The following is a 13385-nucleotide window of genomic DNA, read 5'->3' on the forward strand; positions in this document are numbered from 1 at the left end:
GCCCGGGGCAGGAGTCGTCGCCGCGGCCGGGGCAGGGGCCGCGCCCGGCACGGTTGCCGCGCCCGGCGCGGCCCCGCAAACACAGACCGGCGGCCCGCAGACGGCATGAGCACAGCAGAGAGCCCCGGCGCCTGGGGGGGGTTGGCACCGGGGCTCGTTCTGGGACAGCGGCGAACCGCCGTTGTGTGGTCGACCCTACGGGTATCGGGCGCGCACGTCACGCCGCCGCGTCGAAGCCCGTGTCCCTCGCCATCTTCTTCAGCTCGAGGAGAGCGTGCTTCTCGATCTGGCGGATCCGCTCGCGCGTGAGCCCGTGCTCCTTGCCGACCTCGGTCAGCGTGCGCTCGCGGCCGTCCTCGATGCCGTACCGCATCTTGATGATGGACGCCGTGCGCTGGTCGAGCCTGCCTATCAGGTCGTCCAGCTCCTCGCTGCGCAGGAGGGTGAGGACCGACTGCTCGGGCGAGACCGCCGAGGTGTCCTCCAGCAGGTCGCCGAACTGCGTGTCGCCCTCGTCGTCCACGGACATGTTCAGGCTGACCGGGTCACGCGCCCAGTCCAGCACGTCGATGACACGCTCCGGGGTGGAGCTCAGCTCCGCCGCCACCTCTTCGGGCTCGGGATCCCTGCCGTTCTCCCGGTTGAACTCGCGCTGCACCCGGCGGATCCGGCCGAGCTCCTCGACCAGGTGGACGGGCAGGCGGATCGTACGGGACTGGTCGGCGATGGAGCGCGTGATGGCCTGTCTGATCCACCACGTGGCATACGTGGAGAACTTGAAGCCCTTCGCGTAGTCGAACTTCTCGACCGCGCGCACCAGGCCCGCGTTGCCCTCCTGGATGAGGTCGAGCAGCGGCAGGCCACTGCGCGGGTAGCGCCTGGCCACGGCGACCACGAGGCGCAGGTTGGAGCGGATGAAGACGTCCTTGGCGCGCTCGCCCTCGGCCACCAGTGCCTCGAGCTCCTCGTGGGACGCGCCGGCGCTCTCGCTCGTCACCTCGCCGTCGAGGATCTGACGGGCGTAGACTCCTGCCTCGATGGTTTGGGACAGCTCGACCTCCCTTGCGGCGTCGAGCAGCGGGGTCCGCGCGATCTCGTCGAGGTACATGCCGACCAGGTCGCGGTCGGCGATCTCCCCGCCAGTAGCGCGAACACTGTTCGCCTCTGTCGTTCCGCGCGGGGCAGTGCGACGGGCGACGGCACGGGTTGCCATGCGAGCTCCCTTGCTGGACTGAGTGGGACGCGACACCCGTTCGGGTGCCCTGCTTCCACCGGTAAGAACGCCTGGAATCCGGACAGAATTCCCATCTCCTCCACGATTTTCGTGATCATGCAGTACCCTGTCGGCCGCACATACCCCAGGGGAGGGGACCCATGCCGTCCGCATCGCCAGAAATGCACGTCAGGCCGGGGGTGGAGGCCGATGTGGCGGCGCTCGTGGACATCTACAACCACTACGTGCGTGAGACGGCCATCACCTTCGACACCGTTCCGTTCACCCCCGAAGGGCGCATGGAGTGGCTGCGCTCCCACCCTGAAGACGGCCCGCACCGCCTCTTGGTTGCTCAGGACGTCCCGTCCACCCGTGTGCTCGGTTATGCGACGAGCAGTCCTTTCCGGGCGAAACCCGCGTACTCCACGTCCGTCGAGGTGAGCGTGTACTGCTCGCGGGACGCCACGGGGCGCGGCATCGGCTCACTGCTGTACGAGGCGCTCTTCGACGCGCTCGCGGGCGAGGACCTGCGCCGCGCGTACGCAGGCGTCACGCAGCCGAACGAGGCGTCCTCGCGGCTGCACGCGCGCTTCGGCTTCCGCCACGTCGGGACGTACGCGGAGGTGGGCAGGAAGTTCGGCACGTACTGGGACGTCGCCTGGTACGAGAAGCCGCTCGGCGGCGGCCGCCAGCGCCACACACCGAGCCTCCGGTGAGTGCCGTGGGCATGACGACGCCGCCCCGGCACCGCGTGCGTGCGGTGCCGGGGCGGCGTCGTGAGGCGGATACGTGGTTCCGCGGTACTGGCTCAGTGCATCGAGACCGGCAGCTGGGCTGCCTCCTCCTCGATCTCGCCCTCCGCCTTCTTCGTGTCGGACGAGCCGACCGTCACGGCACCGGGGCGCCCCGCGTTGATCGCGGTCAGCGCGATCGCGGAGGCCGCGGCGAGGATGCCGACGGCGACCCAGATGGCGGTGGTGTACCCGTGCACGAGCCCCTGTGCCTGGACCAGCTTCTGGCCCGCGGCACCGGCGGCCGCGGCCGCGTGGTGCGAGGCGAGGTAGGTGCCGGTCGCGGAAGCCGCGATCGTGTTCAGCAGCGCCGTGCCGATGGCGCCGCCGACCTGCTGCGACGTGTTGACCATCGCGGATGCGACGCCCGCGTCACGCGGCTCGATGCCGTACGTGGCCAGGGACATCGCCGGCATGAAGGCCGTACCCATGCCGAGGCCGAGCAGGACCATGCCGGGCAGGACGACGCCCGCGTACGAGGAGCCGACCTCCAGGCGCGTCAGCAGCAGCATGCCGATCGCTCCGAGCAGGAAGCCCGGGCCCATCAGCAGGCGTGCGGGCACCCTGTTCATCAGCCGCGCGCCGATCTGCGTCGATCCGGTGATCATGGCCGCGACCATGGGCAGGAACGCGAAGCCGGTCTTGACGGCGGAGTACCCCTGCACGACCTGGAGGTAGTAGGTCAGGAAGAGGAACAGGCCGAACATGCCGATGATGGCGAGGCCGAGCGAGGAGTAGACGCCCGCGCGGTTGCGGTCCGTCACCACCCGCAGGGGCAGCAGCGGGGCCTTGACCCGCGACTCGACGAACGCGAACGCGGCCAGCAGGACGACTGTCGCCACGAACAGGCCGATCGTGATCGTGTCCGACCAGCCGTCGGACTCGGCGCGGGTGAAGCCGTAGACGAGCGAGACGAGGCCGAGCGTGGCCAGGACGACACCCGGGATGTCCAGCGGGTTGCGGTTGCGGCCGCCCGCGGGCTCCCTGATCACGAAGAACGCGCCGAGCGCGGCGATGATCGCGAACGGGATGTTCACGAAGAACGTCCAGCGCCAGTTCAGGTACTCGGTGAGGAAGCCGCCGAGCAGCAGGCCGACGGCGCCGCCGCCACCGGCGATCGCGCCGAAGATGCCGAACGCCTTGGCGCGCTCCTTCGGATCGATGAAGGTCGTCGCGAGCAGCGAGAGGGCGGCCGGCGCCAGCATGGCACCGAAGATGCCCTGCGCGGCGCGAGAGCTGAGCAGCATCGCCTCGTTGGCGGCGGCACCGCCGACCGCGGAGGCGGCGGCGAAGCCGAAGAGGCCGGTGACGAACATGCGCTTGCGGCCAAGCAGGTCGCCGAGGCGGCCGCCGAACAGCAGCAGCCCGCCGAAGGCGAGCGCGTAGGCCGTGATGACCCACTGCTTGTTCGCGTCGGATATGTGCAGGTCCACCTGGGCGTGCGGAAGCGCGATGTTCACGATCGTCGCGTCCAGCACGACCATCAGCTGGGCGAGCGCGATGAAGACGAGCGCTTTCCAGCGGTTGGACGCTCCCCGGTCGGGGGAAGCGGACCGCGAGGACCCGCTTTCGAGGGTTGTTGACATGGAGGTATCCACCTAAGGGTGCGGAAGGGCGAGAGCGCACGTAAGTACTGGCGACGCTGCCGCGCTTACGAGAGGTGTGGTGTGTGGGCCGCCGCCCCCGGTCACGGGGCGACGTGGTCCCGGTACGCGTACGGCTCCTGGACGGCTGCGGGCCGTCCGCCGCGGCGTGCGTGCCGAGGTGGTCGTGCGGGGCTGCGGTGGGCAGTCCCGCGTAGGGCAGGAGTAGCTGGTACGACCCCGGTCGGGCCGGTTCGGTTCGCGTCTTTCGTTCGCTGTGTGCCTGGGTCAGGGCGCGTCAGGGGGTGGCGCGGCGCAGATCCTCCAGAGTCGCGGACCTGCCGGGCAGAGCGGACCGGGCAGGAGCTTCGAGGCCGTCCAGGAAGAGCTGCAGGTGCCGGTGGGTGTACCGGTCGATGTCCGTGCAGCCCGTACCGGGCAGCGGGCGGCTGAGTTGTGAGAGCGCCATCATCAGATCGCCGTGTCCCACGTCCGGCCTGAGCCTTCCGGCCTGCCGGGCGCGTGCCATCATCTCCTCGATCGTGCCGACCAGGCGCGTGCGCTCGGCGTCCAGATCGGCCCGGTGGGCGTCGAAGGCCCCGGACAGCAGGGGACACAGGGCGCCGATGCGCTCGTCCGCCGCCTCGTGCACGAATCGGCACAACGCGACGAACGCGTCCGGTTCCTCCGCGTCCACCCGTTCGGCCGCGTCGGCCGCGCGCGACAGCACACTGCGCACGACCTCCACGAGCAGAGCGGACCTGTCGGGGAAGTGCCGGTAGAGCGTGGCGTTGCCGATGCTCGCCCGGCGGGCGATCTCGTCGAGCGGGGCCTCGGGCCCGTACTCCACGAACATCTCGCGGGCAGCCGACACGATCCGCTCCCTGTTGCGCAGAGCGTCGGCGCGCGGACGCGTGACGCGCCGTGCCTCGGTCTCCGTGCTGGTTCGGGTCGCGGTCTTCATGCCGGCCTTCCTCGTCTGTTCCGGCGCTCGCGCCGGAATCGGGTGTTCGTGGTGTCCGTGGCCACCGCTGGGTGATCACTCTCTGTACTCGGTCCGTAAGCGGGGATCGCCTCCCCGCTTTCTGCGGACACTCGTGCAAACGGGGAAGACCTCCCCAGTTATTTCGCGAGTTGATTGTGAACTGGATCACATCGCCGAGAAGCCCACGATCGGCGTACTCAACGAGCGGCGACACGCCGACGGGCCGAGGGTGATCGAACAGGGAGCAGTCAGGACGGCCGACTGCCGCGGACCCGAAGGGCGACCGCATGCAGCGAAGGAGCCGGATACGTAGACCGCGCACAGCCAACGGGGAACACGTCCCCGACCACGTCCCCTCCAGCAGCCGTCCGGCCGGGCGTCGCGGGGCGCACCGCCTGACCCGTCACCGCCGCGTCGGCGTACTCGCCGGCCTCGCCGCACTCGCCTTCGCCGGCCTGACCACCGCGAGCGGAACGCCCGTGGCCAGCCGCGCCTCGGCCGGTTCCATATCCGCCCGCGGCGACGCCGTGCTCGGCCCGTGCCGCATCAGCTCGGGCCGTTCCACCACGGTGCAGCTGTCCGAAGGGGTGCCCACCAGCTCCGGGTACGCGCACTCCACCGGCGAGATCCACGCGCTCAACCTGATGATCGACTTCCCGGACGCGCCGGGCGAGGGCACGGCGATGGACCGCTTCCACGAGTTCTTCCCGCAGACCACCCAGTGGTTCAAGACCGCCTCGTACGGCCGTCTCGACTACCGCCCCGAAGCGCCCATCACGCACTGGCTGCGCATGCCGAAACCGTTCAAGGCCTACGGGATCAACCGCGGGTCCCCCTACGAGCCCGGCTACCACCGGCTCGTGAACGACATCGTCGCGACCGCCGATCCGCAGGTGGACTTCAGCAAGTACGACCTGATCAACATCCTGGTGACGCCCAACGCGGGCCCGTCGGCGCTCGACACGGTGCTTTCGGTGACGTTCTCCGGCAACAAGGACGCCCCGCACGCGGACGGCGTGCCCCTGTCGAACACGTCCTTCGTCTACAGCCGCCAGGACGACGGCTCGGGCTCGTACAAGCACACCGGCTACCGGGTGCTGCCGCACGAGAACGGGCACACCTTCGGCCTGCCCGACCTCTACACCACGCGCGGCGGCGGGTCGGTCGGGCACTGGGACATCATGTCCGAGGACTGGGGGGCCGACAACGACCTGCTCGGCTGGCACAAGTGGAAGCTGGGCTGGCTCGACGACGACCAGGTCAGCTGCGCCTCGTCCACGGGAACCATGGAGCGCGAACTGAAGCCGCTCGAGACGTCCGGCGGCCGCAAGCTGATCTTCGTCCCGGTCTCGCACAACGCCGGGTACGCCGTGGAGGTACGCACACACGCGGGCAACGACGACGCCGTGTGCCGGCCGGGCGTGCTGATCTACCACGTCGACGCGTCCGTCGACACGGGGCGCGGCCCCATCGCGGTCTCCGACAGCACGAAGCACAGCGAGGGCTGCACCCGGCTGCCGAACGTGGAGACGCAGCTGTCGGACGCGACGTACAAGCCGGGCCAGACCTTCACCGACAAGGACGCCGGCATCACGATCTCCGTGGTCTCCAAGGACGCGGGTGGCGCGTACACGGTGCGCGTGACGCGCTCGTAGCTCCGGCCGGCGCGTAGCCCAGTCCGGCCTCATAGCCCAGTCCGGCCCCGTAGCCCTGGCCGGCGCGTCGCGGTGCCGACCTACGCGGCGGCGGACGCGATCGACGCGATCCACTCGTCGATCGTCACGACCTCGGCCTGGCGCGGGAAGACCTTGCCGGTCAGCACGCGGTGCACCTCGGGGTCCGCGTCGAGGCAGCCGTCCTCGAGCACCGTGAGACGGAAGTCGAGGTCGGCGGCCTGGCGGACCGTCGACAGAACGACGCCGCTGGTCGCGATCCCCGTCAGGACGAGCGAGTCGATCCCGCCCGCGCGCAGCACCATGTCGAGGTCGCTGCCCGCGAAGGCGCTGACCCTCTTCTTCGTGACGACGATGCCGCCGTCGTCCGGCGCCACCTCCGGGTGGATCGAGGCGCCGGGGTCACCCGCGGCGAACCCCGCGCGCTCGCCGGCGGGGACGGCGCTCGCGATGGCGCCGAACGACTTGTTGCGCGCGCTGATCTCGGGGTGTCCCACGCGGAACCCGACGACGACGTGGATCACCGGAATGTCCGACGCGCGCGCGGCGTCGACGGCCCGGCGCAGCCGCGGCAGGTACCCGTCGTCCTCGGCGTACCGCCGCACGATGTCCTGCTGCACGTCCATTACGAGGAGGGCGCTTTTCGCCATTCCGGCTTTCCTTTCTCGTTCCCGCGGGGAGTGGACGGGTCGTCGTCGCGCGTGTGGCGCCCGCGCAGCACCGAGGCGATCGCGGAGACGAACGCCATGCCGGCGGCGACGCTGAACACGATGACGAGGCCGTGGTGGAAGGGTCCCGAGACCAGCTGGGGGAAGAAGCTGTGCCCGGTCAGTGTGTGCTGCTGGTCGCTGGTCAGCTTCCGCAGCGTGCCCGTGGGCGCGAGCAGGTGCTGGATCGGGTTGTTGCCGAGGAAGGTCGCGAACAGCGTGCTGACCGGGGGCAGCGACGCGACCTGGTGCGCGGTCCCGGCCGGGACGCCCTGGCTCTGGAGGCCGGAGCTGAGCGTGGCCGGCAGCTTGGACGCGAGTCCTGAGACCATCAGCGAGAAGAAGACGCCGATGGACAGGGCGGTACCGGAGTTCTGGAAGGTGGAGCGCATGCCGGAGGCGACGCCCCGGTACTCCGCCGGCACGCTGCCCATGATCGACGAGGTGTTGGGGGACGAGAACATGCCCTGGCCGAGGCCGTTGAACAGCAGCAGCAGCGCGAAGAGGTAGTAGTTGAAGTTCACCGGCAGCGTGAGCAGGCCGAGGAAGGTCGCCCCGACGAGGAGCACGCCGGCCGTGGAGAAGAAGCGGGCGCCGAACCGGTCGGACAAGTAGCCGGATATCGGCCCGGCGATGAGGAATCCGCAGGTCAGCGGCAGCATGAAGATGCCGGCCCACAGGGGCGTGTTCTCGAAGTCGTAGCCGTGCAGCGGCAGCCAGATGCCCTGCAGCCAGATGATCAGCATGAACTGCAGCCCGCCGCGCGCGATCGCGGTCAGCAGGGCGGCGAGGTTGCCCGCGGCGAACGCCCGCACGCGGAAGAGGGAGAGCTTGAACATCGGGTCCTTCACGCGCGTCTCGATGAAGCAGAAGAGCGCGAGGAGGAAGGCGCCGCCGAAGAGACCGGTCAGCACCATCGGATTGCCCCAGCCGGTGGCGTCGCCGCCGTAGGGCTGGATCCCGTACGTGATGCCGGCCAGCAGGATCCCGGCGCCTGCGGCGAAGGTGAGGTTCCCCCACCAGTCGATCCTGCCGCGCCTGCCGGTCGCCGTCTCGCGCAGGCTCAGATACGACCAGATCGTGCCGGTGACGCTGATCGGCACGCTGACCCAGAACACGGCGCGCCAGTCGATGACGGCGAGCAGCCCGCCCGCGAGCAGGCCGAGGAACTGGCCCGCGAGCGCGGTGATCTGGTTGATGCCGAGGGCCATGCCGCGCTGCCTTGACGGGAACGCGTCGGTGAGGATGGCGGCCGAGTTGGCGGTGAGCATGGAGCCGCCGAATGCCTGAACGATTCTCCACAGGATCAGCCAGAGGGCGCCCCCACCGCCCATCATGGGATCGAGCGAGAGCGCGACGGACGCGCAGGCGAAGATCAGGAAGCCCAGGTTGTAGATCTTGACCCGGCCGAACATGTCGCCGAGCCTGCCCAGCACGACGACCAGGACGGCCGAGACCAGGAGGTAGCCGAGGATCATCCAGAGCAGGTAGCCGATGTTGCCGGGCGCGAGGGGGTCGAGCCCGATGCCGCGGAAGATCGCCGGCAGCGAGATGATCACGATGGACGCGTCCATCGTGGCGATCAGCACGCCGAGCGTGGTGTTGGAGAGGGCGATCCACTTGTAGTTGGCCGGGACGGGCGAGTCGCGCGTGCGCCGCGCGCGTGGAAGGCGCGGCGGCCGGTTCTTGCCGCCGCCGGACGTGGCGCCGCCCGCGCTCGCGCCACGGCCGGACGTGGCGCCGCCGGACGGGCCTCCGCCGGATGCCCCCTCGCCGCTCACAGCCGCTCCGCCAGCCGGTCGAGCAGGGGCAGCACGCCGACGAGCGCGCGCCGCTCCTCGGGCGAGAACTCCTGACCGAGCACGTCGGTCAGCCGCCGCACCGACTCGGACCGCCGGTTCATCAGCACCTTCCGCCCTTCGTCCGTGACGGTCATGACCGCACGCCGCCCGTCGGCCGCGTGCTGCGCACGCCGCACGAGCCCGCGCTCCTCGAGCGCCGCGAGCGTGGTGGCCATCGCCTGCGGCCGTACACGCTCGAGCTCGGCCAGCGACCCCGGCGAATCGGCGCCGTCCCGTTTCAGCCTCGCCAGGACGGAAACCTCCGAGAGCGTGACGTCGCCGACGGCGTGTGTCTGCCGCAGCCGCCTCGCGATGCGCGCGACGGCGAGCCGCAGCGCTGCCGCGGCCTGGGCCGCGTCGTCCGCCGCCGAGACGGACAGATCCTCATCCATATTTAGTAACAATAGGCTTATCAACTGGCCGTAACTACTTCGGGGCTGCAATGGCGCATGGCGGCATTGCGCACATGCGAATATCACAGCGTGTGACGGCGACACGTCAGAAAATAACTTTCAGACTCTTGTGATCGAGTGAAGGAATCCTTCACCCTGCACCCATGGACATCCCCAACCAGCCACCCACTCCGCGCCGCACCGTGCTCGCCGCCGCGGGCGCGGCTGTCGCCTCCCTGGCGCTCGGCGGGGGCGCCGCCCAGGCCGCAACCTCCCCCACCTCCCCCATCGTCCGCGGCAAGAACCCGGGCCCCAGGCCCAGGCCCCTGCCCGCCACCAAGCTGACGGCCAGGCAACGCGCCGGGCAGCGGGTGATCTACTCGTACCCGGGCCTGACGCCGCCGGGGAGCCTGCTCTCGGCGATCAGCGGCGGGGAGGTGGCGGGCGTGATCTTCTTCGGTGAGAACATCGCCGACGAGGGCCAGATCGCCTCCGTCATCGGGCAGTTGAACGCGGCCAACGACCGCAGCCCCGTGAAGGCACCGCTCCTGCTCATGACGGACCAGGAGGGCGGCAAGGTACGGCGCCTGCCGGGCGCGCCGACGCTGTCGGAGAAGCAGGTCGGCGAGGCGAGCGACCCGGAGGCCGCCGCCACCGACGCGGGCACGGGCGCCGGGCGCAACCTCGCGGGCGTCGGGATGAACGTCAATCTGTCCCCCGTGCTCGACGTGTTCCGGGAGCCTGGCGACTTCGCGGACCGCTTCCAGCGGTCCTACTCGTCGGACCCGGCCGAGGTGGCCACGCTGGGCGGCGCGTTCGTCAGGGCCCAGCAGAAGACGGGCGTCGCGGCGACGGCCAAGCACTTCCCCGGCCTCGGCGCCGCCGCCACGGACGAGAACACGGACCTGGGCCCGGTGACGCTCCATCAGTCGCTGTCCGAACTGCGATCCGTGGACGAGGCACCGTACACGGCGGCATTCGACGCGCACGTGCGGCTCGTGATGCTGTCCTGGGCGGTCTATCCGGCGCTGGACGCCGACAACCCCGCGGGGCTGTCCTCGAAGATCATCCAGCGCGAGCTGCGTGGCCGGCTCGGCTTCAGGGGCGTCACGGTGACGGACGCCCTGGAGGCGAAGGCGATCAGCTCCTCGTACACGACGGCCCAGCGGGCCGCGCTGGCCGCGCAGGCGGGAATGGACCTGCTGCTCTGCTCGGCACGCGACGTGAACCAGGGGCGCGACGCGGTGAGCGGCCTGGTGGACGCGCTGGCCGACTCCACCATCACGAGCAGCTCGTTCGACGCGGCGACGCACCGGATCGCGAGGCTCCGCGAGAGCCTGTCGGGGGTGAAGGCCAGGCACTGAGCCGCGCGATCAACCCAAGCGCCCCCACCACCTCACATCCGCTACGCTGTAGCTGCGCCTTCGTAGCTCAGGGGATAGAGCACCGCTCTCCTAAAGCGGGTGTCGCAGGTTCGAATCCTGCCGGGGGCACAGGGAAACACCAGGTCAGGGGCCCTTCCGTCCAGTGGGCGGGAGGGCTCCGGCATGTGCGGTGTGCGTCGTGGTGGGCATGGCGGGTCCGACGGGGTGCTGCCGCGGGGGCGCTGCTGAGCGGGCGGGCCGCTGCCGGGGGCTCCGGTAGCATCGGGGGCTTCGTTGGCTCGCCGATGGGGGCGTGAGTGGCTGCCAGGTACTTCGTCTCGCCGCGCGGTGGCCGGCGTGCCTACCGCGACATCACGTCCGCGCTCGCCGCTGCCGCCGGGCGGGGCAGGCCGGCGGTGATCGAGATCGCGCCCGGCCTCTACGAGGAGGCGCTCACCGTCCGGGGCGACGTCCAGTTGGTGGCGCTCGGCGATCCCGGGTCCGTGGTGGTGAGCCGGACCGGGGGCGCCGTGCTCGACGCCTTCGGGGCCGTGCGGGTGCACGGCCTCATGCTGATCGGCCGCGACGCCGATGTCGTGGGGTGCCATGCGGGCACTCTCACGCTCGAACACACGGACATCCGCGCGCACAACGGCGTCAGCGTGCACGCCAGGCCGAACACCTCCGTCACCCTGCGGGACAGCCTGGTCCTGCACGGCAGAGTCCTGTTCGACGGGTCCCGCGGGCTGGTCGAGCGGTGCAGGTTCACTGACGCCACCGACAACGCGGTCGCCGCCATCAGGGGCGCCGACGTCTCCGTCCAGGACAGCTGGATCGGCGGCAGCGCGATCCACGGTGTGCGGGTCAGCGGTGCGCGCGCCCGGGTCGCCGGGTGCCGGCTGACCGACACCGGGAGGGCGGCCGTCATGGCCGACTCCCAGGCCGAACTGGACGTCACCGACTGCGCGATCGACGCCGTGCAGGCCGAAGCGGTCATGTTCATCGAGCGGTCCCGCGGCTCCGTCGCCGGCACGCGCGTCACCGGCGCCCAACACGGCATCGCGGTGGCGAGCGGCGCCGACCCGGTGGTGCGCGACTGCGTGCTCACCGAGTGCCGCGACACCGGGATCAACGTCCAGACCTCGGGGCGCGGCCGGTTCGAGGACTGCGAGATCCACGCCGCGAAGAACGTCGCGGTGCTGTCGACCGACGGCGGGGCGCCCGAGGTGCGCGGCTGCCGCATCCTCGGGGGCAACGTCGGCATCGCGGTCATCGACGCCGCCAGGGGCCGTTTCGTACAGGTAGAGGTCACCGACCTGACGAGCGTCGCGCTGCGGGTCCACGACGAGTCGGGCGCCACGTTCGAGCACGTCCGCGTGGAGCGCTGCCCGGTGGGCCTGGAAACCCGGGGCAACGGAGGCACCACGGCCGACGTCACCGACGCGGTCTTCCTCGACTTCGACATGTCCGCGGTGGAGACCATCGGCCAGTCCCGTGCGACGCTCAGGGACGTGGTGGCGGAGCGCGGGCCCCTGGGCTTCGGCGTCGGCGAGGAGGCCCAGCTGTTCGTTGACGACTGCCGGGTCAAGGCGGTGAGCGCCGGCGGGGTCATCGCGTTCGGCAAGGCGCGTCTCGTCGCGAAGAACCTCACCGTGACCGGCTCGGAGGCGTTCGGCCTCTACGGGACGCACTCCGCCCGTGTGGACGTTGTGGACAGCGAGTTCGCCGACTGCGCGGCCGGGGGCGCCCACTTCGACGGTACGTGCGGCGGGCGCCTCGCGAACTGTTCCGTGAGCGGATCGCAGGGCGTCGCCGTTCAGCACAACGGCCTCGTCAGCCTCGTGTCGCTCCGCACGTCGCTGCCGATCACCAAGCTGGTCGCACCGCCGGCCGAAGGTCCGACGACGATCATCAACAACTACGCCGGCCCGGTGTTCAACGAAGCGGTGCACGGCGCCCAGTTGGCGTGGAACAACGTCAATGCCATCCAGCAGCGGACGAGCGAGGACGGTGCCAAGGAGTGATTGAGTCGCAGAACGAGCCGGAGAACGAGCCGGAGAACGAACCGGAGAGTGAGCCGCCGCAGATCAGCAATTACGACGGGCCGGTGTTCAACGCCGGGGTGTCGGGCTCCCAGTTCGCCTGGAACAACGGCACGGTCAGCCAGAACCAGCAGAACAACGGCGCTGTCGCCCCGGGCTTCGAGGCTCTGGCGGCCCTGGTCACCAACCTGCTGAGGGAGCTGCCACGGGCAGGCCTCGCGGGCCAGGACCGGGAGGACGCCGAGTCTGCCGCCAGAGAGGTGCTCGCGACGATCGCCCGCCCGGACGCGCCTCAGGGCGGGGTGCTCCGCCGCGCGCTCGCCGTGCTGAAGGGGGTGCTGGCCCCGGTCGCGACCGGGGTCGTCGCCGGTACGGCAGCGGGCACGCAGGAGTGGGCCCAGAAGGCGATCGAGGGTCTGACCGGCGTCCTCTGACAGACGGGTTCGGGCCCGGCCTGCCGCCGGCTGCCCGGCGGGAAGCGGTCAGCGTCACCCGTTCCGGTCGAGGTCGCCGTCGTGCGCCGGTTCGGGCCGCTCGTGGGTGGAACATGCACCTGCACGTGATCATCCGGGTGCACTTCACCGCTCCCGCCTCACGAAAGGCCGCTTCTTTGCTTGCCGCCCCGACCCCGTCGATTCCGCCCCGGCCGCCGCGGCCTCCGCTCCCCCGGCCCCGCACACCCCCACGCGGCACGACGTCACGGCGGCGGCCCCCACCACCGCGGCGGGCAAGGGCGGCGTCACCCATCCCCGGCTCGACTGGCAGGGCTCGACGGTGCGCGCCCACGAGGGCGG

The 13385-nt window shown here is 70.7% G+C and carries 11 protein-coding genes and 1 tRNA gene; 6 read left to right on the forward strand and 6 right to left on the reverse strand.

The window, feature by feature from the left end; all coding sequences use genetic code 11:
• Window positions 1–217: 217 nt before the first annotated feature.
• A complete protein-coding gene (locus tag JFN87_RS27255) occupies window positions 218–1213 on the reverse strand; it encodes a sigma-70 family RNA polymerase sigma factor (RefSeq protein WP_209344136.1) in 996 nt (331 codons plus the stop codon).
• A 161-nt stretch (window positions 1214–1374) separates the two neighbouring features.
• Between JFN87_RS27255 and JFN87_RS27260 the strand changes: the two genes are divergently transcribed.
• On the forward strand, window positions 1375–1929 hold the full coding sequence (locus JFN87_RS27260) for a GNAT family N-acetyltransferase (RefSeq protein WP_209344139.1): 555 nt from the start codon (window positions 1375–1377) through the stop codon (window positions 1927–1929).
• Window positions 1930–2021: 92 nt separating this feature from the next.
• Here JFN87_RS27260 and JFN87_RS27265 read toward each other — a convergent pair whose 3' ends face one another.
• Both JFN87_RS27265 and JFN87_RS27270 read right to left on the reverse strand, forming a co-directional pair.
• The gene (locus JFN87_RS27265) at window positions 2022–3590 is read right to left on the reverse strand and encodes a DHA2 family efflux MFS transporter permease subunit (RefSeq protein WP_209344141.1); all 1569 of its coding nucleotides are present in this window, start codon (window positions 3588–3590) and stop codon (window positions 2022–2024) included.
• 295 nt (window positions 3591–3885) lie between these two features.
• Complete coding sequence (locus JFN87_RS27270) at window positions 3886–4551, reverse strand: TetR/AcrR family transcriptional regulator (protein ID WP_209344143.1); 666 nt, start codon at window positions 4549–4551, stop codon at window positions 3886–3888.
• Window positions 4552–4859: 308 nt separating this feature from the next.
• Here JFN87_RS27270 and JFN87_RS27275 point away from each other — a divergent pair, with 308 nt between their 5' ends.
• The gene (locus JFN87_RS27275; protein ID WP_209344144.1) at window positions 4860–6227 is read left to right on the forward strand and encodes a M6 family metalloprotease domain-containing protein; all 1368 of its coding nucleotides are present in this window, start codon (window positions 4860–4862) and stop codon (window positions 6225–6227) included.
• A gap of 80 nt (window positions 6228–6307) precedes the next feature.
• On the opposite strand, the gene JFN87_RS27280 is transcribed toward JFN87_RS27275, so the two are convergent.
• The 3 genes from JFN87_RS27280 to JFN87_RS27290 form a co-directional block, all read right to left on the reverse strand.
• Window positions 6308–6895, reverse strand: a complete 588-nt coding sequence (locus tag JFN87_RS27280) for a cysteine hydrolase family protein (RefSeq protein ID WP_209344147.1) — start codon at window positions 6893–6895, stop codon at window positions 6308–6310.
• Window positions 6871–8526, reverse strand: a complete 1656-nt coding sequence (locus JFN87_RS27285) for an MFS transporter (protein WP_245181991.1) — start codon at window positions 8524–8526, stop codon at window positions 6871–6873. Before JFN87_RS27285 ends, JFN87_RS27280 begins: the two co-directional genes overlap by 25 nt.
• A 203-nt stretch (window positions 8527–8729) precedes the next feature.
• The gene (locus tag JFN87_RS27290) at window positions 8730–9185 is read right to left on the reverse strand and encodes a MarR family winged helix-turn-helix transcriptional regulator (RefSeq protein WP_209344149.1); all 456 of its coding nucleotides are present in this window, start codon (window positions 9183–9185) and stop codon (window positions 8730–8732) included.
• Between the two features lie 164 nt (window positions 9186–9349).
• On the opposite strand from JFN87_RS27290, the gene JFN87_RS27295 reads away from it, so the two are divergent.
• From JFN87_RS27295 to JFN87_RS27310, 4 genes are all read left to right on the forward strand, one after another.
• Window positions 9350–10549 carry a glycoside hydrolase family 3 N-terminal domain-containing protein gene (locus JFN87_RS27295; RefSeq protein WP_209344151.1) on the forward strand — a complete coding sequence of 400 codons (1200 nt, stop codon included), beginning with the start codon at window positions 9350–9352 and terminating at the stop codon, window positions 10547–10549.
• 56 nt (window positions 10550–10605) lie between these two features.
• Window positions 10606–10678, forward strand: a tRNA-Arg gene (locus JFN87_RS27300).
• Between the two features lie 188 nt (window positions 10679–10866).
• Window positions 10867–12573, forward strand: coding sequence for a right-handed parallel beta-helix repeat-containing protein (locus JFN87_RS27305; RefSeq protein WP_209344153.1), 1707 nt, complete (start codon window positions 10867–10869; stop codon window positions 12571–12573).
• Complete coding sequence (locus tag JFN87_RS27310; RefSeq protein ID WP_245181975.1) at window positions 12570–13025, forward strand: hypothetical protein; 456 nt, start codon at window positions 12570–12572, stop codon at window positions 13023–13025. The genes JFN87_RS27305 and JFN87_RS27310 overlap by 4 nt, the downstream gene beginning before the upstream one ends.
• Window positions 13026–13385 lie beyond the last annotated feature (360 nt).

Origin of the sequence: Streptomyces montanisoli, from assembly GCF_017813245.1 — a bacterium.
GTDB classification, from domain to species: Bacteria; Actinomycetota; Actinomycetes; order Streptomycetales; family Streptomycetaceae; genus Streptomyces; species Streptomyces montanisoli.